We start from the raw sequence: 22,959 nt of genomic DNA, 5'->3' as shown, positions 1-22,959 counted from the left end.
CATCAGAAGTGCATCAGAAGCGCAGCACAAGCAAAGCGAGGGGTGAGCGAGTCATACGATCGCTCACGGACAAATCAAAGATCGGCGGGCAGCGGTGCGCTCAGCCACTTCTGCGAGATCTTGTTCAGCGAGCCGTCTTTCTTCGAGGCCGTCAGAATGTCGTTGACCTTGGCGAGCAGGCGCGGCTCGTTCTTGTTCAGGCCGACGAAGCACGGCGAGTTCTTGATGAGGAACTTCGGCTCCGGCAGCTTCGGCGGATGCTTGGCAAGAATGGCCGCCGCGACGACATTGCCCGTGGCCACCAATTGCACCTGACCCGAGAGGAAGGCCGAGATCGTGCCGTTGTTGTCTTCGAAGCGCTTGATGGTCACATCTGCCGGGGCGACTTTCGAGAGTTCGAGGTCTTCCACTGCGCCGCGCGTCACACCGATGGTCTTGCCCGAGAGATCGGCGGGCTTAGCGACAGCGATGTCTTTCGGACCGAACACGCCGTTGTAGAACGGCGCATAGGCTTCGGAGAAGTCGATGACCTTCTCTCGCTCGGCGTTCTTGCCAAGACTCGAAATCACCAGGTCGGCCTTGTTCGTCGTGAGGTAAGGCACGCGATTGGCGCTGGTCACCGGCACGAGTTCGAGCTTCACGCCCATGCCTTTGGCGAGCAGAGCGGCCGTGTCGATGTCATAGCCGACCGGCTTCATGTCGGTACCGATCGAGCCGAACGGCGGGAAGTCGGCGGGCACGGCAACACGCAGCGTGCCGCGCTTGGTGATGTCGTCCAAGCCGTCGGCATGGGCCGCACGCGGCATGGCGACGGCGAGCGCAGCAATGGCGCTCATCGAGAGCATCAAGGCAGTGAAGGCACGACGGGCGCGAGCGCGCGCGCCGACGGTAGCAACGACGGCATGGTGCGGGACGGCAGTACGGGTGAACGGCAGCATAGCGGCAACCTCGGTTCGGTGTATCGGGGGCGAGTGATCCGGCGACAGGAGCGTCCCGGCGGCCGGATCATCTGGTCTGACCGGTCGATACAGTGAGGAAGCAGGAATCGTGCCCGAGGCGGGCATAAGGCGGGCGTGAGGCGGCGAGGCCGTGCCGACACGGGGTGCCGGCCAGCGTATGACCGCACGCGCCCCGATGTGGTGCGCGCGCGTCGTGGTTAGCAGAGGGGTGTCACCAAGTTGGTGCTTCGAACTGACGGCGTGAGCGGTGGCACTGGTGAATGCCGCAGCACGCCGTCATGCAGAGGTTCACGTCGCCCAGAGCCGCAGCGGTTCGGCCGCGACGCCGTGCACGAGCGGACGCAGCGCCAGCCAGTGCCGGATCATCAACTGACGCACGGTTTCCATGTCGTGTCCGAGCACGCGCAACACGAGCACGTTGCCGGGCAGGCAGGTTACGCCCGCACGCAAATCGTCTTGAAACGGCAGATCGGCGGCGAGCGTTTCGGCAAGTTCGCGCGTGCACGCCGGACCGACGGCCCACAGCGTCGCAAATACCGGAAAGCCCGCAAGACCTGTCGCCCCTGTGCGCTGCGCGTCGTCGGCCCCGAGGACAGCTTGCTCTGCCCATAGCAGACGATCCTGCGCGTCCCGGAGTTCAAACGTGGCGCGCCACTGTCCTTGCGTCCACTGCTCGCCCGCCGCCTGACGGCCGAGCAACGTGGCATCCCAGCCAATGACGGTGGCATCGGCAGCCAGCTTCACGCGGATGCTCTGCCGTGCGTCGGCTTGCTCGAACACGATGTTCTCGAGCGGCAGCCAGTCGAGTTTGGCGCCTGCGCCGAGCGTGAGCGCGATAGCTTGCGTGCCGACGCGGCCCTGCGACTTGTACCACTTCGTGGCGCCCGGCGTGGTTAGCACCGCGTGCGTCTGCGCTTCGAGGTTCACGTCGATGTCGAGACTGTCGCCGCCCGCGATGCCGCCGGGCGGATGCACGATCACCGCATGGCAAATGCCCGGCCCTTCGGGATGCAGCGATTTCTGAACGACGAGCGGACCGTGGTGACGGCGCGTCGCCAGCACCGTGCGCTCGCCGGTATGTGCGAAGCCTAGCGTCAGCGACGCGTGCCAGCCAGTCGCGCTAGTGGGGGAAGAAGACGGGGCGTTCATAACCATCGGCGAAATCGGATTGCTCGCAATCTAGCACGCGCAATACCGTTTCTCTTCATCCGTTGTTCGCACGCTGACGTCAAACCGCCACCATATGGCGCACACCATCCGCTTCCATGTCTTTGCCAAGGCCGCTGGCCACGATCGCACCGCGGCTCATCACGCGATAGTGATCGGCGAGTGCGAGGGCGAAGTCGTAGTACTGCTCGACGAGCAACACTGTCATGCCGCGCTCATCGACCAGACGTCGAAGCGTCGCGCCGATGTCTTTGATGATCGACGGCTGAATGCCTTCGGTCGGCTCATCGAGAATCAACAGTTGCGGATCGCTCATGAGCGCACGGCCGATAGCGAGTTGCTGTTGTTGTCCGCCTGATAAGTCGCCGCCGCGCCGTTGCTTCATGTCGCGTAATACGGGGAACAGATCGTAGATGTGGTCGGGCACGCCACGCTTGGCTTCCTTTGCGGGCTTGCTTGCCGCGCCGATCAGCAGGTTCTCCTCGACCGTCAGACGCGGGAAAATCTCACGCCCCTGCGGCACGTAGGCGAGCCCGTTGGCTACGCGTGCATAGGAGGGTGCTGACGTCAGCGCCTTGCCGCGCCACGCGATGGTGCCGGACTTCACCGGCACGACGCCCATCAGACATTTGAGCAAGGTGGTTTTGCCGACACCGTTGCGACCGAGCAGCACGGTGAGTTGCGCGTCCGGCACGGTGAACTCCACGTTGCGCAGAATGTGGCTGCCGCTGTAGTACTGATTGAGTGCGTGAATTTCCAGCATGATCAGCGTCCCAGATACGATTCGATCACGCGCTCGTCGCGCTGCACGACGTCGAGCGTGCCTTCGGCGAGCACGCGGCCCTCGGCCATCACCGTCACGAGTCCGCTCTCGCCCGAGAGCGCGGCGACGAACGCCATGTCGTGCTCCACCACCATCATCGAGCAGTGGCCGCGCAGACGATTGAGCAAGTCGGCGAGCTGCGCCGTTTCCTCGTCGGTCATCCCGGCGGCGGGTTCGTCGAGCAGCAACAGTTGCGGCTGCTGCATGAGCAGCATGCCGATCTCGAGCCGCTGCTTCTGACCGTGCGAGAGTTGGCCCGCTTGCACGTGCGTTTGATGTTCCAGATGCGTGAGGGCCAGCACTTCTTCAATGCGGCGGCGAATCGCCGGCGTGAGCGTGGCCCATAGCGCGCGGAACCAGCCCTTGTCGCCTTTTTCTCCCGTGTAAGCGAGTTCGAGGTTTTCCCAGACGCTGTGCTGCTCGAACACGGTCGGCTTCTGGAACTTGCGGCCCACACCGGCTTGCGCAATGGCGGGTTCGTCCAGACGTGTGAGGTCGAGCGTTTGTCCGAGAAATGCGCGCCCGGCATTGGGGCGCGTCTTACCGGTGATGACATCCATCATCGTGGTTTTCCCCGCGCCGTTCGGTCCGATGATGCAGCGCAATTCGTCGGTGTGAATCGACAGCGACAGATCGTTCAGCGCGCGAAAGCCGTCGAACGAGACGGAGATGTTCTCGAGATAGAGAATCAGTCCGTGCGACGTATCGATTTCGCCGGGTACAACGAAGTGCGACATGCCGGTCGTGTCGCCGCTTACCGACGTTTCTTTGGATGCGCGGACCTCATCGGCCTGCGGGGAGGCGTCGATCGCGGGGATCATGCGCGGTCTCCAGTGGCGGTGTGGGGGGCATCGCCCTCAGCGTGCGCCGGGGCGTGCTGTGCTTGATGACGCTTGCGCGAGAGTTGTGCGACAAGCCCCATGACGCCCTGCGGCAGCAGCAACGGCACGAGCACGAACATCGCACCGAGGAAGAACAGCCAGTACTCGGCGAAGTACGCCGTGAAGTAGCTTTTCGCGCCGTTCACGAGGAACGCGCCGACGATCGCGCCCACGAGTGAACCGCGCCCGCCGATGGCCACCCAGATCGCCATTTCGATCGAGTTCACCGGTGCCATCTCGTTCGGATTGATGATGCCGACTTGCGGCACGTACAGCGCGCCCGCAATACCGCACAGCATGGCCGAGAGCGTCCAGACGAAGAGCTTGTAGCCCAGCGGCCGATAGCCGAGGAACATCGCCCGCGACTCGCCGTCACGAATGGCCGTGACGACACGGCCGAACTTCGAGACGACCAATGCACGGCACAACAACAACGCGCCGACCAACACCGCAAAGGTGATGAGGAACAGCACGGTGCGCGTGCTAGCCGATGTGACCGAGTAGCCGAGAATGCGCTTGAAGTCGGTAAAGCCGTTGTTCCCGCCGAAGCCGGTTTCGTTGCGATAGAAGAGCAGCATTGCCGCGAAGGTGAGCGCCTGCGTGATGATCGACAGATACACGCCTTTCACCCGCGAGCGGAACGCCAGATAGCCGAAGATCCATGCGACCACGCCGGGCAGTGCCACGACGAGGAACATCGCCCACGCGAAGTGTTCCGTGCCGGTCCAGTACCACGGCAGCGACTTCCAATCGAGGAACACCATGAAGTCGGGCAGGTCGCTGTGATACACGCCGTCGCGGCCGATGGAGCGCATGAGATACATCCCCATCGCGTACCCGCCAAGCGCGAAGAACAGGCCGTGCCCGAGGCTCAGAATGCCGCAATAGCCCCAGACGAGATCGAGTGCGAGTGCGGCAATCGCGTAGCACATGATCTTGCCGATCAACGTCATGGCGTAAGCCGACAGATGCAGCGGATGCGAAGGCGGCAGCACCAGCGCACACACCGGCACGAGGATCAGCACGGCCAGCACGAACGCGAACAACACCGGTGCCACATGCTTCGGCAGTAAGCGCGCACGCGACGGCACATCGAGCGAGCGCGACGGCGTGATGCCAGGCGGCAGAAAGTTAGGTGTCTGCATTCACGCCTCCGCGCTGCGCCCTTTGAGCGCGAACATGCCCTGCGGGCGTTTCTGGATGAACAGCACGATCAGAATCAGCACGGCGATCTTCGCGAGTACGGCACCCCACATCGGTTCGAGCAGCTTGTTCGCAACGCCAAGACCGAAGGCCCCGACGATAGTCCCGGCCAGTTGTCCGACGCCACCCAACACCACCGCCATGAACGAATCGATGATGTAGCTCTGGCCGAGATCCGGACCCACGTTGCCGATTTGAGAGAGGGCGCAACCACCCAGCCCGGCGATGCCCGCACCGAACGCGAACGCGTAGCTGTCGACGCGTCCGGTCTTGACGCCGACACACGCGGCCATCTTCCGGTTCTGCGTGACTGCACGGATGAATAGCCCCAGCCGCGTGAGATTGAGCACGGCCCACGTGAGCGCCACGACGACCAACGCAAACACAAGAATCACGATGCGGTTGTACGGCAGGATTAGGTTGGGCAGCACGGCAATGCCGCCACTCATCCATGTGGGATTGACGACTTCCACGTTCTGCGCGCCGAACAGCGTGCGCACCGCTTGAATCAGCAACAAGCTGATACCGAACGTGGTCAGCAGCGTTTCGAGCGGACGACCGTACAAATACTTGATGACGGTGCGCTCCAGCACGAAGCCAAGGGCCGCCGCCACGAAGAACGCCGCAGGCACGGCAGCGACGAGATAGAAGTCGAATGCACCGGGGGCGAAGCGATGGAAGAGCGTCTGCACCACGTACGTGGCATACGCGCCCACCATCAGGAACTCACCGTGCGCCATGTTGATGACACCGATCAGGCCGTAGGTGATGGCCAGCCCAAGTGCGGCGAGCAACAACACGCTGCCCAGCGACAGCCCGGCGAAGATCGTGCCGAAGAACTCACTGCGGCGTTGTGCTGCGGCGAGTTGTGTGAGGGCGATGTCGGCGGCGCTGCGCACGTTGGCATCCGGTTCCGCATAGCTGCCGTCGGGTTGCTTGGCCACGATAGGCAGCAGCAGGTCGCGCATCTGCGGGTCGCCAGCCGAAGCGATCAGATCGATGGCCTCGCGTCGTTTGGCAGGCGACGAATCGTGCAGTGCCGATTGCGCCCAGAGCTGGTCGAGCCGCTTTTTCAGTGCGGGATCGGATTCCTTTACGCGCGCCTGTTCGATGATCGTCTTGAACGCCGGCGACGGGTTTTGCAACATCGTGTCGATCGCTTGCGCACGTGCATCGTGATCGGCGGAGAGCAATGCACCAGCGGCAGCGGCAGTCGCCACCTTCGCGCGCAGCACGTTGTTCAGCGTGAGCGATTGGGCGTTGTCGGCATTGACCGCCGCACCCGTGATCGGATCGACGTACTTGTCGCCGCTTTGAATGGCTAGGCGTGGATTCGCGTCGCCTACGGTCACAGCCGAGTCGTCGGCCAAGGCTTTGAGGAGCGCGACGGCTTGCGGCGATGCGTCGGCCGCGAGGTGGTCGATGGCTTGTGCTTTGGCGTCGAAGTCGTCACCGGCGAGCGCGGCAACATCGGCATCGGTCACCGCAGCACGCGCGGCCAGCGGCGTTATCAGCGCAGCACCCAGAGAAAGCAGGACAAGGGTGGCAGCGGTCCAGCGTCTTATCGTTATCATCGAAACGTCTCCGTGCATGGGCAACATGCACCGGTGCCCAGCGCGAACAATGGATGCGGCGCGCCAACCGTTACGGGTCGGCGCGCAGGAGTCGGCGTCAGACCTTGTCGGGCTTGCCTTCGTTACCCGCGATGAACGGGCTCCACGGCTGGGCGCGGATCGGGGCCTTGGTCTTCCACACGACGTTGAACTGACCGTCCGGGCGGATTTCGCCGATCATCACCGGCTTGTGCAGATGGTGGTTGCCATCCATCACCATGTCGAAGCCGTCCGGCGACTTGAAGGTCTGGCCGATCATGGCCGTGCGGACCTTGTCCACGTCGGTGCTGCCCGCCTTCTCGATGGCCTGCTTCCACATGTGCATGCCGACGAAAGTGGCTTCCATCGGGTCGTTGGTCACACGTTTGTCGCCGCCCGGCAGGCCCTTCGCCTTCACGTAGGCAAACCATTCCTTCTTGAACGCGTCGTTGGTCGGGTTCTTCACCGTCATGAAGTAGTTCCACGCGGCGAGGTGGCCCACCAGCGGCTTGGTATCGATACCACGCAGTTCCTCTTCGCCCACCGAGAAGGCGACGACCGGCACGTCGGTGGCTTTGAGCCCCTGGTTGCCGAGTTCCTTGTAGAACGGCACGTTCGAATCGCCGTTGATGGTCGAGATGACCGTGGTCTTGCCGCCCTGAGCGAACTGTTTGATATTCGCGACGATGGTCTGATAGTCGCTATGACCGAACGGCGTGTAGACCTCTTGGATGTCCTTATCGTCGACACCCTTCGAATGCAGGAACGCGCGCAAGATCTTGTTCGTGGTGCGCGGGTAGACGTAGTCGGTGCCGAGCAGGAAGAAGCGCTTGGCGCCGCCGCCTTCTTTGCTCATCACGTATTCGACGGCCGGAATGGCCTGTTGATTCGGTGCGGCGCCCGTGTAGAAGACGTTCTTCGACATCTCCTCGCCTTCGTACTGCACCGGGTAGTACAGCAAGCCGTTTAGTTCTTCGAAGACCGGCAGCACCGATTTGCGCGAGACGGAGGTCCAGCAGCCGAACACGGCGGAGACTTTGTCTTTAGTGAGCAACTGGCGGGCTTTCTCGGCGAAGAGCGGCCAGTTCGAGGCCGGATCGACCACTACCGCTTCGAGCGGGCGGCCCATCACGCCGCCTTTGGCGTTGATGTCGGCAATGGTCATCAGTGCGACATCCTTGAGCGACGTCTCCGAGATGGCCATCGTGCCCGAGAGCGAGTGCAGGATGCCAACCTTGATGGGCTGCTTGCTCTGTGCGAACAAGTTGGGCGCCATGCCGGTAAGCGATGCGGCGCCCGAGAGGGCCGCCATCTGGAGTAGCGTGCGTCGTTTCATGATACGTCTTCCCCTTTCCTGGTTAGTCCGGTAGATCCGGTACCCGAGGACTTACGCAAGGGGCGTGCCAGCGGCACGTATTCGGCGTGCTTATTGGTATCCACACGTCAGACCGGCCGCACCAGTGCGTGCGCGCGGCAACCGCTATCGGACTTTCGGCTGATGGCTGGCGCCTCCCGCGAGGCACGTTGGTGCGGGCGCGCGCTGATTTGGTGCGCACTGAGTTGGCGCGTGCCGGGGGCGGTGTGGCACCGGTTGGGGGCGCGCATGGGTCGGGCGTCGTCTGTCACCACGTGGCATTTTTTGATGCATGATTGGCATTCGTGCCAAATCGGCCGACGGCAAGATGACGACTTCCGAAGTCCAACCTCTCGCCAAAACATAGCGACAAGCCTATGACCGATGCCATCGCAGGGCGCAGCACACCGCCCATTCAACCCGAACACGACGAATCCGCTGCACGCCGCCGGTTGGGACGCCGCTATGCCGCGGTGCTGGCGGCGTGTCAGGCGCTCTATACGGCGGCGCTGTCCGTCGATCTCACCCTCACGGGGCTGGTCGGGTACATGCTGGCGTCCGACAAGGGCTACGCCACATTGCCGTTCTCGCTGATTACCGTGGCGTCGGCCATCACGACGATCTTCGCGTCGATGTTGATTCAACGCATCGGCCAGCGCTTCGGGTTCGCCTTGGGCGCGGCTTTTGGTACGGCAGGCGGGCTGGTCTCGGTGATGGCGATCTATCAGCAACACTTCGCCATGTTCTGTGCAGGGACCGCGTGTGTGGGCGTGTTTCAGGCGTTTGCGCGTTACTACCGGCTGGCGGCAGCCGATGTTGTTCCCGTCGAAGACAAGCCGCGTGCGATTTCTATCGTGCTCACCGGGGGCGTGCTTGCCGCTGTCGTCGGTCCGGCGCTTGCGGCGGGGAGCAAGGACTGGCTGGCACCTGTGACGTTTGCGGGGTCGTACCTTGTCGTCACGTTGCTGTCGGGTATCTCGTTGTTGCTGCTGTTGGGATTTCTGCGCGACCTGCCCGTGCATGCGGCGAGCGGTGCCGCCGGTGATGCGGCTGCGCTGCCTGCGCGCGGGCTAGGCGAGATCATGCGCCAGCCGATCTATCTGGCCGCGCTGGCAAACAACCTGATCGGCTTCATGGTGATGATGTTCGTGATGACGGCGACGCCTATCGCGGCCGTGGCGTGCGGGCACAGCATCGACGATGGCGCGCACATCATCGAATGGCACCTCGTGGGGATGTACGCGCCGTCGTTTTTTTCCGGGCATCTGGTCAAGCGCTGGGGCGTGGTGCCGGTGTTGTTCATCGGCATCGGCATGAGTGCACTGTGCGGCGTGCTGGCACTCACGTCGACGAGTCTGCCGTACTTCTATGCCGCGCTCGCTTTCCTCGGCGTGGGCTGGAACTTCATGTTCGTGGGTGGCACGACGTTGCTCACACTGTCGTATCGACCGGCCGAGCGTGCACGTGCGCAGGCAGCCAACGAGTTCATCACGTTTGCCGGTACAGCGCTGGCGAGTCTGTTTGCAGGGCAACTGCTGGCGCGCTTCGGCTGGGCGACCATCAATCAGGCGACATTCCCGTTGCTCGCCCTCGCGGCATTGGCGACGCTTTGGTATGCCGTCGACGCGCGTCGTCGTACTGTCGCGGCGACGGCTTGAAATCCAATGACCTATGACTGAACTTCGCGAACCTCGTCTCATCGCTTTTTTGATCGTGCCGCCGTTCGTGCTGCTCGATCTGGCTGGACCGCTCGATGCGTTTCACGCGGTCATCCGGAACGTGACGGAGATGGGGCAGCCGACACCGTATCGCACGGTCGTGGTGTCGGCGCACGGCGGGCCGGTGGAGACAGGGTCGGGCATCACACTGCACACGGAGGCGATGCATGCGCTCGCCGACATGGACGTCGACACGTTGATTGCGGTGGGTGGCGCGGTGATGCACCGGCCTGCGGTGCCTGATGCGGTCGGTGAGTGGCTGCGGGCGTACGCGCCGCGCGTGCGTCGCGTGTGTTCCGTCTGCGTAGGGGCTTTTATTCTGGGCGCGGCGGGTTTGCTCGACGGGCGTCGCGCGACGACGCACTGGCTGGACACCGCAATGTTGCAGACGTGCTATCCGAGTGCCCGGGTCGAGTCGGACCCGATCTATGTGCGCGAAGACCCGGTGTGGACGTCTGCCGGTATTACGGCGGGCATCGATCTAGGGCTGGCCCTCGTGGAAGACGATCTCGGCGTGGATGTTGCATTGCAGGCGGCGCGCCGCCTCGTGGTGTTTCTCAAGCGCGCCGGTGGACAGTCGCAGTTCAGCCCGCCGTTACAGGAGCAGTTCGCCGCGGGGGCGCCGTTTGGCGAGTTGCACGGATGGATGGCCGATCGCCTGGACGGCGACCTGTCGGTGGTGCGTCTGGCAGAGCAAGCGAATATGAGTCCTCGCACGTTTGCACGCAGCTATCTCGCGAAAACCGGCTCGACGCCTGCGAAGGCGGTAGAACGCATGCGTCTGGAAGCGGCGCGCTTTGCGTTGCTCGACTCCGAAGCGCCGCTCAAACGCATCGCCGCGCGTGTGGGGTTCGGTGACGAACAGAATCTGCGCCGCGCGTTCGTGCGTCAGTACGGGGTTACGCCCGCTGCGTATCGAGAAAGGTTTGGGATGGCGGCGGCCGTCTAGTCCCGAGTCTGCCGCTGCCGATCTGATCCCCGCAAGAACCGCATGCCACGTGCCGAGAGAACCGGCGCGTGGCATTGCACGACAGTTTTCGGAATTCGCCGATATCAAGTGCTTCGTCATCAGGTCAACATGTCTGCCTGACTGACGCCCCTCTGCTGTTTCTCCAGTCTCCCCTGCACGACGTCTCGCTGGTGGCCCGCAGCCAGCGAGGCGACTTTTCTCGCGGGCTATCAGGAGATGTGTCCATGACGAAGCAAGCACTCATCGCGCAGCTGACCGAAAAACAGAAGGCCGCCAAGAACGACGGTGCGATCAAGGAGATACCGCAAAGCGAGCTTGACCGTATCTCCGGGGCCGGTGGCGGCAACGTGTTTGTGAACGCGACGTGGAGCCGTGCGATGTAACGCACGGTTGGGAAGCGAGCTGAGTGAACTGGGCGGGCGGAGATCGAAATTTCCGCCCGCTCGCAGCGGGAGGACGCAGGTCGTGAAACGGTATGTCGAAGTGATTCTCAAGATATCCGAGCGGTGCAATATCAACTGCACGTATTGCTATTTCTTCAACAAGGAAAACAAGGATTACGAAGCCAATCCGCCATACATGTCTAGCGCGACGGCGCGGCATTTCGTGAGGTTTTTGACATCGTCGCCGGATCTTAAAGACACCACGTTTCAGATCGATTTGCACGGCGGCGAGCCGTTGATGATGAAACCCGAGCGCTTCGAGGAACTCGTCACCCTCCTGCGCGACGGGCTCGCCGAAGCCGAGGCGGTGCAGTTCACGGTGCAAACGAATGCGATGCTGGTCAACGAGACGTGGCTGGACTTGTTTGCACGGCTGGGTATCTATGTTGGCGTCAGTATCGATGGGCCGAAGATCTATCACGACGAGAACCGCATTGATAAAAACGGCGATGGCACATTCGACCGAACGGCGGAGAAGGTGGCGCTCATCAGGCGGGCGGTCGAGGAGGAGCGAATTCCGGGGCTGGGCGCGATCTGCGTCATGAACCCGAAGTTCGATGCGCAACAGGTCTACGACACGCTGACGCGCTCGCTCGGTATCACGCAGTTGCAGTTTCTGTTTCCTGACGAGACGCACGATTCGATAAATCCGGCGGATGTCGCGGCTTTGACGCGATTCAGCCGGGCGCTGTTCCAGTGTTGGATGGACGACGAACGCGGCACGGTGCGTATCCGATCGTTTGACCGCGTGCTGGACGCGATATTGGCCGATGGTCCTCGCCAAGCGGCGATTCGCGGTGAGGCGGCGCACAGCACGGTTTTCACGCTTTCCAGTGCGGGTGATATCGGGCATGACGACACGCTGCGCAATGTGATTCCGGAGATCTTCTACGCTGGGATGAACGTGGCGGACGTCAATTTCCCCGAGTTTCTCGCGTGGCACGGTACCGTCAGCGCGCTATTGGCGCGGCAAACGGTAGCGGGCGTTTGCCGTGTTTGCGTGTGGCGAGACATTTGCGAGATGGCCACCCGTGCCGACACCGCGTTGCATCGCTGCAAGGATGGCGTGGCGGACCAACACACCGTGTATTGCGATTGCGTCAAAGCGACTTACGAGAAGGGGGCCGAGTATCTCGCGCTGCGAGGTGTGCCCATTCGAGACATTTCGAAGAATTTTTTGGAGACGCCGTAAATGACGGGCAATCATCAGAGCCGTGACTTTTTACGGCGGTGCGTGTGTCGCGGCACGTTTGCCGTGTCGTGCCTCTTGGCGTGGGGAGGCGGTGCCCACGCAGGCATGTGCAGTGCACCGTGGCCGGAGGTGAAGCCGGTGCTTGAATCGGCCATCGGGTATGGCGACGCGACAAAGAAGTCGGACCCTTTCGTCACACTCACGACGCGTGGCAGGCGGGTGAGGTTGCTGCTCGACACCGGATCGAATGCGCACGTGATTTGGGACAAACGGCTGCTGGCCGATCCGGCTGCGGAATCTGGAAATGCCGATACGTCTCGTCAATCCGATGCACGCGCGGACGGCGCTGAAGCTGGGGAAACGCTTCACGCCATTGCGTCATCCACGCATGCCCGACCCGCTGCGCTCGATCTCGTCGACATGCAAGGCAACCGGGTGACGCAACAGTTCTACGTGATCGACGCGACGCCGCTGATGGCAGACGGGTTCTCCGGCATTCTCAGCCCGCAGTACCTCGCGCAAGAAAAGGTATCCATCATCGACTTCAAGCGAGACTGCTTCTTCGTCAGTGAGCGATTCGATCCTGAAGCGAATGGGCAGTTTTCGCTGTCTTCCGGGGGCACGCTCCCCAATCCTTACCGAGTCATGGCGATTCCACTGGGTGTGGCGGGGGCGCGCGTTCCCGTCGTTGTCGATTCCGGTGCGCCCTTTACCAAGCTGCTGGCCGCAGTGATCGAACGGTCACCCGCCGGTCCACGCCTTCCCATGAACATCGATTTGTTAGGCAACCCCATTGCCAGCGACGAGCGCACCCGACTCGTCGACTTGACGATCAATGGCGAGACGGTGAAACGACACCCAGTGATGACGGCGGCGACGCTCAGCGACAAGGGCATCGTGAGCATGGGAGCGATTGGCATGGACTTGCTAAGAGACCGCGTGCTGTTTCACGACGACGATCGCCACCGCTTCGTCTTTCTTGAGCAATGACGTTAACGTGACCCGAGTCCGCCATGTTTCGCAAAGCAGCACTTGCGGCTGACCGTCCGGCTTGGCTCGGTGAGGTCCTGCTCATTCCACCACTTTCCCTGCGAATTGCCGCGATGGCGGCGGCGCTCGTCGCCACGGCGACAGTGGCGTTTCTGATCTGGGGGACATACACGCATCGCGCGACCGTCGTCGGACGGTTGGTGCCGTCCGCAGGGCTCGCCAAGCTGTATGCGCCCGAAGTCGGCGTCGTGACGCAACGGAATGTGTCGGAAGGGCAGCGTGTGAATGAAGGCGACGTGCTGTTCGTGCTGTCTGCCGAGCGTCAGAGCGGGACGGGCGATGGCATACGCACGCAGGTGGCGCGACGTATCGAGGCACGAGTGACTTCGCTACAAAGTGATTTGGACGACATCAGACGTATGCATGCGATGGCCGAGGACGCACAGCGCAAGGCCATTGCTGCGCGCTCGGAGGAGCTGGTCACGCTCGACGGCTTGATCCAGAGTCAGCGAGAGCGCGTCGCGCTCGCCAGCGTGAGTAAGGAGAGGTATGCGCGTCTATTGGCCAAGTCGTACGTCTCGCGCGAGCAAAGTCAGGAGAAGCACGCGCTGTATCTGGAGCAGCGCTCGCAATTGCAATCGCTGCAACGAGAGCGCGTCGTCGTGGCACGTACGCTGAGCGCCGATCGGCAGCGACTTGCCGCGATGCCTCACGCACAACGTCGCGAACTGGCACAGCGCACGCGCGAACTCGGCTTGCTGGAACAGGAGTTGGCGGAGAGCGAAAGCAAACGCGAGTTTTCGGTGATCGCACCCACGAGCGGCACGGCCACCGCTGTTGTCGTGGAAGTTGGGCAAACCGTCGCGCCGTCCAAGGCACTCATGTCGGTGGTGCCGACCGATTCGCCACTGCGCGCCCACTTATACGTGAAAAGCGATGCCGTGGGCTTCATGAGACCGGGCGATGCGGTTCGCCTTCGCTATCGCGCCTTCGCACATCAACAGTTTGGTCAATTCGGCGGCACGGTCACATCGATTTCATGGGCGGCACTGCCGCATACGGACCTTGCCGATGTCGATCCCTACGAGGGCGTGAATGGCGCCGGTACGCCGCTTTACCTAGTCAACGTCAGATTGCATGCGCAATCGATCCGTGCCGGTGATCGGACGCTGCCGTTGCGGGCAGGCATGCTACTCGAAGCCGACGTCAAGCGCGAGACGCGGCGGCTCTACGAGTGGGCGTTTTCGCCGCTGCGGAAATTGCAAAAGTCATGGTGAGGCGCTCGTTGTCCTATGTTCGATAGCTTCCGGCTCGACGACGAATTCAGACGGCGCGTGCCCTCGGTACTTCAAACCGAGGCCAGCGAATGCGGTCTGGCGTGTCTGGCCATGATTGCCGGCGCCCATGGCTATCGGATCGACTTGCCGTCGCTACGTGCACGCTTCCCTGTGTCCCAGATGGGCGTGACCCTCGCCCATCTGGTCGGCATTGCCAGAGGCCTGCACCTTGCCAGCCGTCCGGTCAGTCTCGACCTCGATGCGCTCGGTCAACTGAAGCTGCCTTGCATCCTCCATTGGGAATTCAATCACTTCGTGGTATTGGTGCGCGTCGGCTCGCGAGGCATTTCGATTCACGACCCAGCGCAAGGTCCGCGCTTCGTCAACATGGCGGACGCTTCCAAGTCATTCACCGGTGTGGCGTTGGAATTGTGGCCGCATGAAGCGTTCGTCGCCCGTGACGAGACAAAGACCACGCGTGTCACGGACTTGCTCGGCACGGTGACCGGCCTCATCCCAGCCATGGTGCAGGTGTTGGTGCTGGCGGTATCGCTGGAAATCTTCGTACTAGTCTCACCGTTTTACCTTCAATGGGTCATCGATCACGCGCTTGTCTCCGGTGACCGGGACCTATTGCTCACGCTGATGCTGGGCTTCTCGTTATTGCTTTTGTGCCAACACGGCGTGGCCGCGCTCCGGTCATGGGCACTTATGCGTCTTGGCGCGAACTGGAATCTCCAGTGGCGCGCCAATCTGTTCTCGCATCTCGTGCGTCTGCCCGTGCAGTACTTCATGCGCCGTCATCTTGGCGATGTCCTTTCGCGATTCGGCGCGGTCGATGAGATTCAGCGCACGCTGACCACTTCGTTTATCGAGGGCGTGCTCGATGGCGGCATGGCGCTGCTGACGCTGGCGCTCATGTTTATCTACAGCCCCTTGTTGGCGGCAACGGCACTCGGATTCATGGGGGGCTACGCATTGCTGCGACTCGGGATGTTTCGGCCGCTGCGCCACGCCACCGAGGCGCACCTGGTACATGCGTCACGCCAGCAAAGTCACTTCCTGGAGACGCTGCGCGGCATTAAGACCATCAAGCTCTTTTCCCGAGAGGACGACCGGCGCTCGACGTGGTTAACGTTGCTCGTTAGGCAAATCAATGCCGATATCCGGATTCAACGACTGACCATGGTCAGCAAACACGCCAACGGCTTCTTAATGGGCGCGGAGAACATCCTGATCGTGTGGCTGGGGGCCAGCTTTGTCATCGACGGGCGTTTCACAGTAGGTGCATTGATTGCGTTGCTCGCGTACAAGCTGCAATTTCAGACGCGCATGAGTGCGTTGATCGACAAGCTCGCCGAATTTCGAATGCTGGGGCTTCAAGCGTCACGGCTGGCCGATATTGCGTTGACTGCGCCGGAGACGGTCACGAACGCCACGCCTGCCGAGCCGATCGACACAACACCCGGTACGGCGCTCAAGGTCACGCGGCTTTCCTTTCGCTACAGCGACTGCGAGCGTCCCGTTCTCGAAGACGTGACGTTCTGCATTCGCCAAGGCGAGTCGGTGGCCATTGTCGGTCCCTCGGGCTGCGGAAAGTCGACGTTGGCGCACCTGTTGCTCGGCATTCTGACGCCCACCTCGGGAACGATCTCGCTCGCTGGTCGGCCTCTGGGTGTGCTGGACGTCGGCCGCCTGCGACATGCCGTGGGAACCGTCATGCAGGACGACACGCTGCTGGCGGGCTCGCTTGCCGATAACGTGAGCTTCTTCGATACGCAGGCCGATGACGGCTGGATTCGGGAGTGTGCGCGACTGGCTTGTGTCGACAAGGAGATCGAAGCCATGCCGATGGGTTACAACACCCTAGTGGGTGATATGGGAACGGTACTCTCCGGCGGGCAGAAGCAACGAATCTTGCTTGCCCGCGCGTTGTACAAACGCCCTCAAATACTGCTGCTCGACGAGGCAACGAGTCACCTCGATGCGGCTAACGAAAGACAGGTGAATGCGGCGGTTCGCTCGCTTCGGATGACGCGTCTGATCATTGCGCATCGAGCGGAGACAATCGCGACAGCGGATCGTGTCATCGAAATTCGTCACGGGCGAATCGTTTCCGATCGGCAACAGACGAAGTGTCCCGAATCCGGCGCGGCCGAGCGCCGAGGTTGATGTCGATGCGTCACTGGCTCGTGCGGGTGTTGTCATTACTCATCTTGATCGGCGGTGACGAGTGCGTCGCGACTTGCTTGCCGACTAGTGACACGTCGCCAACGGCCCCCACACAATCCGCCACCGCCACCGCCACCGCCACCGCCACCGCCACCGCCACCGCCACCGCCATCTTGCCCTCTAGTTCCGAGGAAGCCGGGATGGCGTTGTCGCTGCAAGAGGCGATACGTCTGGCGTTGGCGTTCGATCCCAGCATCCGCCAGACGTGGGCTACCACCGCGCGTCGGACCGCAGAGGTTGGCGTCGCTCGCGCGGCGTATCTCCCCTTGATCGAGGCGAGCGCGTCGGTGTCGCGCGTCAAACGTCGTTCGCGCGCTGAGGGTGAGTCGGGGAGCGCTACAGGCCGCGCGGAGAACGAGGACGACCAAGGCATCAATCTCACTTGGTTGTTACTCGATTTCGGTGCGCGCGGCGCTCGTCTGGACGAAGCCGGTCACCGGCTCACCGCTGCCACCGCGGCACAAGACGCCGATCTTCAACGAGTGGCATTCGATGCGGCGCATGCCTACTACGCGGCGTTAGAGGCGCAGTCGCTATGGAGAGCTGCGTGGAGGGTCGAGCAACTCTCGCTCGATAGCGTCGCGGCGGCCTGCGCGCGATATGACGCGGGTGCTGGCACGCTGGCAGACGTGTTGCAGGCGAGCACGGCACACGGCCGCGCCGAGCTGGCTCGGCTTCACGCCGCGACAAGCGCGGTGTCGCGGATGGGGCGGCTTGCGGCCCTGATCAATGTCGATATGCGTACGACGTTCGTTCTAGAGGGGGGCGCGGCAGGGGAGATGGGGGCGGAAGGGGAGCCCGATGGCACCTTCGATGCGATCTCGCCAATGCAATCGGTGGACGCGCTTCTCGCACTCGCCAAGCGGCAGCATCCTGCGTTACGTGCAGCAAGCGCGGAGGTGGAGGCGGAGCAAGCGCGGCGTGATGCGATTGCGCGTGCGTGGGCGCCGAGCATCACACTAGTGGGTGGCGTCAATCGCGAGACGCGTCATGGGGCGTTCGCGTTCGATGGCCCTGCGACCGCCGCGAGTGTCGGCATTCAACTCACGATTCCGCTCTATGACGGCGGCGACCGACGGTATCGCACAGCAGCGGCGGCAGCGTCGATCGGCGTGGCGCGAGCGAAGATGATGCAGACCGAGCGGCGCATCGCGGTGGACGTTTGGCAACACTATCAGGGCCTGCGCGCACTGTCTTCCCGGCGTGCTGTGGAGCGACGGCTGCTCGCGCACGCGAGGCAATCGTTCGACATGTCGCGCGGCAGGTATCGCGAAGGGGCGGGCAGTATGGAGGCATTGGTCACCGCGCAGGCGGCGCTCGCAGACGCGGAGCATGTGATCGTCGCGTCGCGCATCCGGTGGCTCACCCTTCGGCTTCGTCTGGCACTCAGTCTCGGACAACTCGACGTCCGGTTTCCCCGCGCTAAGCCGCTTGCGTCCCCGCTGCTGCCCGGTCAAGAAACCGGAACAGACGCGCATCGTCCGAATACGCCACATTGAAGCGGAACCATCGGCAAGGCTCGTTATGTGCGAGAAAGAACTCGCCCGGTGCGAGCATGATGCTCTCCGACAACGCCGCCTCCGCCAAGTCGCGCGCCGGTAACGCCGTATCGGGCAGACTCCCGCACACGAACATGCCGCCTTCGGGCTGTGCGAGCAACGTTACCCCGTGCGATTGCAACTGAGTGATGAGACGAGCACGCGAGCGGGTGAGCCGATCCGTCAATCGTTCGATGTGTTTGCGATGGCGTCCTTCGGTCAGAATCGAGTGCACGATGCGCTCGTTGATTTCCGACGACGTCAGCCCCGCCACCATCTTGCTGCGGGCAATCTCATGCGCCAGTTCCCGCGCGCAAGCGAGATAGCCCACTCGCACCGATGGCGAAATCGTTTTCGAGAAACTCGAGACGTAAATGACGCGCGAAAGACCATCCATGGCCGCCAGCGACGGGGTACCGGCTGGCGCCAACTCGCGGTAGATATCGTCCTCGACGATCCAGAAGCCATGCTGCTCGGCGCATTGCAGAATCCGATGCGCACACGCCGGAGTCAGCGAGGTACCCAGCGGGTTCTGCAATGCCGGATTCACGAACAGGGCGCGCGGCCGATGCGTTTGCGCCGCTTGCTCCAGTGCTGTCAGATCGAGACCAGCCTCGGTGCGGGGAATGCCGACGACGTTCAACCCGGCGAGTCGCAACACTGCCAACAGATTGCAGTACGCCGGTGCTTCGACCAGTACAGTGTCACCCGGCTTGAGCAACGTGCGCACCACAAGGTCGAGTGCCTGCGTCGCCCCCTGTGTGAGCACGATGTGCTCCGGCGGCGCGTCGATGGACAGTTCGCCCAGCCGCCGGGCGAGCCACTGTCGCAGCGGCCCGTAGCCGTGTGGGTGGCCGTAGTGCGCGAAATGGGCGCCCGGACCTTTTGAGAGCGTACGTAGCGCGCCGTGCAGGCCGTCCTCGTCCAACCAACTGTCCGGCAGCCAGCCGCAGCCGCTTTTCACGGCGATGCTGTCGTCGGCAAAAATCTCGGAGAGCAACCACGCGTTGGTGACTTCGCTGGCCGCCGCACTGGTCGCCCGTGTGCCGCCAGGGCTGGCGCCCCCGGTGTCGCGCGCATCGGGTGATCCGGCGACGAAGAACCCCGCACCGCGTCGCGCGACCAGCGTGCCGTTCGCCACCAACCGGTCGTAGGCTTCCACCACCGTAAACGTACTGATGCCGTGGGCCTTCGCCAACGAACGGATCGACGGCATGCGCATGCCCGCATGCAAGGTCTGGCGTTGCAGCGCCCGATCGACCTCGCGCACGAGCTGGTCGACCAGCGCTTCAGGCTGGGCACGGTTCAGGGAAAAGGCGAGCGGTTGGACCATGGCAACGAAGTGGGGGGAGCAAGTGCGTTCGGGGGTGACGCCCTATCGGCTGTTGCCAATACAGTTGAGGCGATTGACCGATACAGAATATACATTTTCCGAGTCACTGTACATGTCTGTACCGGTCGGGCTCTCGTAGGATCGCTCCATCTACCCGAAGCGGCGCACGCGTGACGTGCGGGCGACGGGATTCCTGATCGAGAGAGACTGGGGGAGACCCGCGATGAACATGAATGAACTGAACCTCGACATGACGGCGTTCTGGATGCCGTTCACCAACAACCGCCAGTTCAAGAGCGGTCCGCGCCTGCTTGTCGGTGCCGAGGGCATGTATTACACGTCGTCGGACCAGCGCAAGATTCTCGACGGCACCGCCGGTCTCTGGTGCGTGAACGCGGGCCATTGCCGCACGGAGATCGTCGAGGCGATTCGCAAGCAGGCCGGGGAAATGGACTTCGCACCGACGTTCCAGATGGGCCACCCGAAGGCCTTCGAAGCCGCCAGCAAGATTGCCGAAATCACGCCGCAGGGCCTCGACCGAGTGTTCTTCACGAACTCGGGATCGGAGTCGGTGGACACGGCACTGAAGATGGCGCTTGCGTACCACCGCGCCCGTGGCGAAGGCCAGCGCACGCGCCTCATCGGCCGTGAGCGCGGGTATCACGGTGTGGGCTTCGGCGGTATCTCGGTGGGCGGCATTTCGCCGAACCGCAAAGCCTATTCGGGCCAACTGCTGCCCGCGGTCGACCACCTGCCGCACACGCTCAACATCAAGGAAGCCGCCTTCACCAAGGGGCAGCCGACCTGGGGGGCACATCTCGCCGACGACCTCGAGCGACTGGTGACGCTGCACGATGCGTCGACCATCGCGGCCGTCATCGTCGAACCGCTGGCCGGCTCGACCGGCGTACTGGTACCGCCGCAGGGGTATCTGCAAAAGCTGCGCGAGATTTGCGACAAGCACGGCATTTTGCTGATTTTCGACGAAGTGATTACGGGCCTCGGCCGTCTGGGCAAGCCGTTTGCGGCTCAGTACTTCGGTGTGACGCCGGACATCATCACGATGGCCAAGGGCGTGAACAACGCCGCTGTGCCGATGGGCGCCGTCGCTGTGAAGACCAGCGTGCACGACACCATCGTCAATGCCGGTAACGCCGGTGCCATCGAGTTCTTCCACGGCTACACGTACTCGGGCCACCCGCTGGCGGCGGCGGCTGCCTGTGCCGCGCTGGATCTGTATAAGAGCGACGGCCTCTTCGAGCGGGCCGCAAAGCTGGCACCGCACTTCGAAAAAGCGATCCACGGTTTGCGCGACCTGCCGAACGTTGTCGATATCCGCAATCTGGGGATGGTCGGGGGCATCGAGCTGTCCTCGCGCGACGGCAAGCCGGGCGCACGCGCTCACGAAATCTTCGTGAAGTGCTTCGAGAAGGGCGCGCTCGTGCGTTACACGGGCGACATTCTGGCCTTCTCGCCGCCGCTCATCATCAGCGAAGCCCAAATCGACGAGCTGTTCGGCATCGTTGCCGAAGCCATCCGCGAAACGGCGTAACGCCGTCGCCAGACACGCACGACGAACAACACCGGCCAGCGCTTTGCGGCGCTGGCTGGCGACACGGAATTTACGGAAATCGACATGAATCAACGAGTCAGCACGGAACGTATCGAGCATTGGATTGGCGGCGCGAGCGTGGCGTCGGATGAGGCAGAACAGCGCTTCGGCGAAGTGACCAACCCGGCCACCGGCGAGGTCATCCGGCAAGTGGCGCTGGGCGGTGCGACGGACGTTGCACGCGCTGTGGCCGCTGCACGCGCCGCGTTGCCCGGCTGGCGTGCGACGCCGCCGATGAAGCGTGCCCGCGTGATGATGAAGTACCGCGAGTTGCTCGATGCGAATCGCGAAGCCATCGTGCAACTGATTACGCAAGAACACGGCAAGACGCTCGATGACGCACGTGGCGAAGTCACGCGCGGCGTGGAAGTGGTGGAGTTCGCCATCGGCATTCCGCACTTGCTCAAGGGCGAAATCGCCCCGCAAGTCGGCACGGGCGTCGATACTTATTCGATTCATCAGCCGGTGGGCGTTTGCGCGGGTATCACGCCGTTTAACTTCCCCGCCATGGTGCCGCTGTGGATGTTCCCGATGGCTGTGGCGTGCGGTAACACCTTTGTGCTCAAGCCGTCGGAGAAGGTGCCCTCGGCCGCGCTGTTGCTGGCGCGTTTGGCGAAGGAAGCCGGGTTGCCGGATGGCGTGCTGAACGTGGTCAACGGTGATAAGGCCGCCGTGGATGCGCTGCTCACGCACCCGGACGTGAACGCCGTGTCGTTCGTCGGCTCGACGCCGATTGCACAGTACATCTACAGCACCGCGTCGGCGCACGGCAAGCGCGTGCAAGCACTGGGCGGCGCAAAGAACCACGGTGTCGTGATGCCGGACGCCGATCTCGATTTCACGGTGGATGCGTTGATCGGCGCGGCTTACGGTTCGGCCGGTGAGCGCTGCATGGCGATCTCCGTCGCGGTGGCCGTCGGTGATGTGGCCGACAAGCTGGTCGCACGGCTGGCCAATGTCGCGAAGTCGCTGCCCGTGGGCGACGGCACCGACCCGGTGGCGCAAATGGGGCCGCTGATCACGCGAGCGCATTGCGATAAGGTGCGTGGCTTCGTGGACGCCGGTGTCGACGAGGGCGCAAAGCTCGTCGTCGATGGGCGCGGGCTGAAGGTCGCGCAGCGCGACGACGGCTTCTTCATCGGACCGTGCTTGTTCGACAACGTCACGCCGGAGATGTCGATCTACCGCAACGAGATCTTCGGACCGGTGCTCTCGGTAGTGCGCGTCGATACGCTGGAAGAGGCTATCGCGCTCATCAATCGCAATCAGTACGCCAACGGGACGGCGGTGTTCACGACGTCGGGTGGTGCCGCGCGCCGCTTCGAAGACGAAATCGAAGTCGGGATGGTCGGTGTGAACGTACCGATTCCAGTGCCGGTGTCGTACTTCTCGTTCGGTGGCTGGCGCAACTCGCTGTTCGGCGATCAGCATATTTACGGGCCGGAATCGGTGCGCTTCTACACGCGCTCGAAGGTGGTGACGCGCCGCTGGTCGGAAGGGCGTCCGGCCAATGCCACGTCGTCGCTCGTGATGCCAACGCTGGGGCAATAACCGTAACGACACGAAACCCGGTGGGCGCTGACCACCGAGTGTTCGAGAAAATGCCGCGTGTGAGCGTCGTCTCACTCGCGGCATTTTTATTGGCGGCAGGACGGTCGTTTCGTCGCGTGCGCCG

The 22,959-nt window shown here is 62.9% G+C and carries 17 protein-coding genes and 1 pseudogene; 10 read left to right on the top strand and 8 right to left on the bottom strand.

All coding sequences use genetic code 11. The annotated features are described in order from the left end of the window. Positions 1-74 precede the first annotated feature (74 nt). The 7 genes and pseudogenes from ACPWR9_RS03685 to urtA form a co-directional block, all read right to left on the bottom strand. Positions 75-845 carry a transporter substrate-binding domain-containing protein gene (locus tag ACPWR9_RS03685; protein ID WP_426296633.1) on the bottom strand — a complete coding sequence of 257 codons (771 nt, stop codon included), beginning with the start codon at positions 843-845 and terminating at the stop codon, positions 75-77. Between the two features lie 402 nt (positions 846-1,247). Continuing rightward, positions 1,248-2,114: an urease accessory protein UreD gene (locus ACPWR9_RS03680; protein WP_426296414.1), complete on the bottom strand. Its 867-nt coding sequence runs from the start codon at positions 2,112-2,114 to the stop codon at positions 1,248-1,250. Positions 2,115-2,187: 73 nt separating this feature from the next. Continuing rightward, complete coding sequence (gene urtE / locus ACPWR9_RS03675; protein ID WP_426296415.1) at positions 2,188-2,889, bottom strand: urea ABC transporter ATP-binding subunit UrtE; 702 nt, start codon at positions 2,887-2,889, stop codon at positions 2,188-2,190. 2 nt (positions 2,890-2,891) lie between these two features. After that, on the bottom strand, positions 2,892-3,770 hold the full coding sequence (gene urtD, locus ACPWR9_RS03670) for an urea ABC transporter ATP-binding protein UrtD (RefSeq protein ID WP_426296416.1): 879 nt from the start codon (positions 3,768-3,770) through the stop codon (positions 2,892-2,894). Then, entirely contained in the window at positions 3,767-4,975 is a 1,209-nt protein-coding gene (gene urtC / locus ACPWR9_RS03665; protein WP_426296417.1) for an urea ABC transporter permease subunit UrtC, read from the bottom strand. Before urtC ends, urtD begins: the two co-directional genes overlap by 4 nt. Continuing rightward, positions 4,976-6,607, bottom strand: a complete 1,632-nt coding sequence (gene urtB / locus ACPWR9_RS03660; RefSeq protein ID WP_426296418.1) for an urea ABC transporter permease subunit UrtB — start codon at positions 6,605-6,607, stop codon at positions 4,976-4,978. It abuts the gene before it with no gap. A 97-nt stretch (positions 6,608-6,704) separates the two neighbouring features. Continuing rightward, positions 6,705-7,871: pseudogene (gene urtA, locus ACPWR9_RS03655) on the bottom strand (urea ABC transporter substrate-binding protein); the annotation flags it as partial. 485 nt (positions 7,872-8,356) lie between these two features. Here urtA and ACPWR9_RS03650 point away from each other — a divergent pair. The 8 genes from ACPWR9_RS03650 (at position 8,357) to ACPWR9_RS03615 (ending at position 18,300) form a co-directional block, all read left to right on the top strand. Then, the gene (locus ACPWR9_RS03650; RefSeq protein WP_426296419.1) at positions 8,357-9,637 is read left to right on the top strand and encodes an MFS transporter; all 1,281 of its coding nucleotides are present in this window, start codon (positions 8,357-8,359) and stop codon (positions 9,635-9,637) included. A gap of 13 nt (positions 9,638-9,650) precedes the next feature. Further along, entirely contained in the window at positions 9,651-10,646 is a 996-nt protein-coding gene (locus ACPWR9_RS03645; protein WP_426296420.1) for a GlxA family transcriptional regulator, read from the top strand. Positions 10,647-10,891: 245 nt separating this feature from the next. Continuing rightward, positions 10,892-11,050: a hypothetical protein gene (locus tag ACPWR9_RS03640; RefSeq protein ID WP_426296421.1), complete on the top strand. Its 159-nt coding sequence runs from the start codon at positions 10,892-10,894 to the stop codon at positions 11,048-11,050. 82 nt (positions 11,051-11,132) lie between these two features. Continuing rightward, positions 11,133-12,302, top strand: coding sequence for a radical SAM protein (locus tag ACPWR9_RS03635; RefSeq protein WP_426296422.1), 1,170 nt, complete (start codon positions 11,133-11,135; stop codon positions 12,300-12,302). Next, on the top strand, positions 12,303-13,292 hold the full coding sequence (locus ACPWR9_RS03630; protein WP_426296423.1) for a hypothetical protein: 990 nt from the start codon (positions 12,303-12,305) through the stop codon (positions 13,290-13,292). A 23-nt stretch (positions 13,293-13,315) separates the two neighbouring features. Then, a complete protein-coding gene (locus ACPWR9_RS03625; protein ID WP_426296424.1) occupies positions 13,316-14,569 on the top strand; it encodes an HlyD family secretion protein in 1,254 nt (417 codons plus the stop codon). A gap of 15 nt (positions 14,570-14,584) precedes the next feature. Continuing rightward, complete coding sequence (locus ACPWR9_RS03620; protein WP_426296425.1) at positions 14,585-16,741, top strand: peptidase domain-containing ABC transporter; 2,157 nt, start codon at positions 14,585-14,587, stop codon at positions 16,739-16,741. After that, on the top strand, positions 16,741-18,300 hold the full coding sequence (locus tag ACPWR9_RS03615; RefSeq protein ID WP_426296426.1) for a TolC family protein: 1,560 nt from the start codon (positions 16,741-16,743) through the stop codon (positions 18,298-18,300). Before ACPWR9_RS03620 ends, ACPWR9_RS03615 begins: the two co-directional genes overlap by 1 nt. Here ACPWR9_RS03615 and ACPWR9_RS03610 read toward each other — a convergent pair. Then, positions 18,224-19,672: a PLP-dependent aminotransferase family protein gene (locus ACPWR9_RS03610; RefSeq protein ID WP_426296427.1), complete on the bottom strand. Its 1,449-nt coding sequence runs from the start codon at positions 19,670-19,672 to the stop codon at positions 18,224-18,226. The two genes, ACPWR9_RS03615 and ACPWR9_RS03610, sit on opposite strands and share 77 nt — an antisense overlap. Before the next feature lie 223 nt (positions 19,673-19,895). Here ACPWR9_RS03610 and ACPWR9_RS03605 point away from each other — a divergent pair, with 223 nt between their 5' ends. Next, positions 19,896-21,224 (top strand): aspartate aminotransferase family protein, encoded by a 1,329-nt coding sequence (locus ACPWR9_RS03605; protein WP_426296428.1) that lies wholly within the window; start codon positions 19,896-19,898, stop codon positions 21,222-21,224. 84 nt (positions 21,225-21,308) lie between these two features. Next, a complete protein-coding gene (locus tag ACPWR9_RS03600) occupies positions 21,309-22,835 on the top strand; it encodes a CoA-acylating methylmalonate-semialdehyde dehydrogenase (protein WP_426296429.1) in 1,527 nt (508 codons plus the stop codon). Positions 22,836-22,959 lie beyond the last annotated feature (124 nt).

Source organism: Pandoraea pneumonica, assembly GCF_049918595.1.
Classification (GTDB): domain Bacteria; phylum Pseudomonadota; class Gammaproteobacteria; order Burkholderiales; family Burkholderiaceae; genus Pandoraea; species Pandoraea pneumonica_A.
This window is presented reverse-complemented; position numbering and strand designations above follow the sequence as displayed.

Bases quoted from the DNA above. Each gene is read 5' to 3' on its own strand.
- ACPWR9_RS03685 (WP_426296633.1), bottom strand. From the start codon at position 845: ATGCTCTCGATGAGCGCCATTGCTGCGCTCGCCGTCGCCATGCCGCGT.
- ACPWR9_RS03680 (WP_426296414.1), bottom strand. From the start codon at position 2,114: ATGGTTATGAACGCCCCGTCTTCTTCCCCCACTAGCGCGACTGGCTGG.
- urtE (WP_426296415.1), bottom strand. From the start codon at position 2,889: ATGCTGGAAATTCACGCACTCAATCAGTACTACAGCGGCAGCCACATT.
- urtD (WP_426296416.1), bottom strand. From the start codon at position 3,770: ATGATCCCCGCGATCGACGCCTCCCCGCAGGCCGATGAGGTCCGCGCA.
- urtC (WP_426296417.1), bottom strand. From the start codon at position 4,975: ATGCAGACACCTAACTTTCTGCCGCCTGGCATCACGCCGTCGCGCTCG.
- urtB (WP_426296418.1), bottom strand. From the start codon at position 6,607: ATGATAACGATAAGACGCTGGACCGCTGCCACCCTTGTCCTGCTTTCT.
- ACPWR9_RS03650 (WP_426296419.1), top strand. From the start codon at position 8,357: ATGACCGATGCCATCGCAGGGCGCAGCACACCGCCCATTCAACCCGAA.
- ACPWR9_RS03645 (WP_426296420.1), top strand. From the start codon at position 9,651: ATGACTGAACTTCGCGAACCTCGTCTCATCGCTTTTTTGATCGTGCCG.
- ACPWR9_RS03640 (WP_426296421.1), top strand. From the start codon at position 10,892: ATGACGAAGCAAGCACTCATCGCGCAGCTGACCGAAAAACAGAAGGCC.
- ACPWR9_RS03630 (WP_426296423.1), top strand. From the start codon at position 12,303: ATGACGGGCAATCATCAGAGCCGTGACTTTTTACGGCGGTGCGTGTGT.
- ACPWR9_RS03625 (WP_426296424.1), top strand. From the start codon at position 13,316: ATGTTTCGCAAAGCAGCACTTGCGGCTGACCGTCCGGCTTGGCTCGGT.
- ACPWR9_RS03620 (WP_426296425.1), top strand. From the start codon at position 14,585: ATGTTCGATAGCTTCCGGCTCGACGACGAATTCAGACGGCGCGTGCCC.
- ACPWR9_RS03615 (WP_426296426.1), top strand. From the start codon at position 16,741: ATGTCGATGCGTCACTGGCTCGTGCGGGTGTTGTCATTACTCATCTTG.
- ACPWR9_RS03610 (WP_426296427.1), bottom strand. From the start codon at position 19,672: ATGGTCCAACCGCTCGCCTTTTCCCTGAACCGTGCCCAGCCTGAAGCG.
- ACPWR9_RS03605 (WP_426296428.1), top strand. From the start codon at position 19,896: ATGAACATGAATGAACTGAACCTCGACATGACGGCGTTCTGGATGCCG.
- ACPWR9_RS03600 (WP_426296429.1), top strand. From the start codon at position 21,309: ATGAATCAACGAGTCAGCACGGAACGTATCGAGCATTGGATTGGCGGC.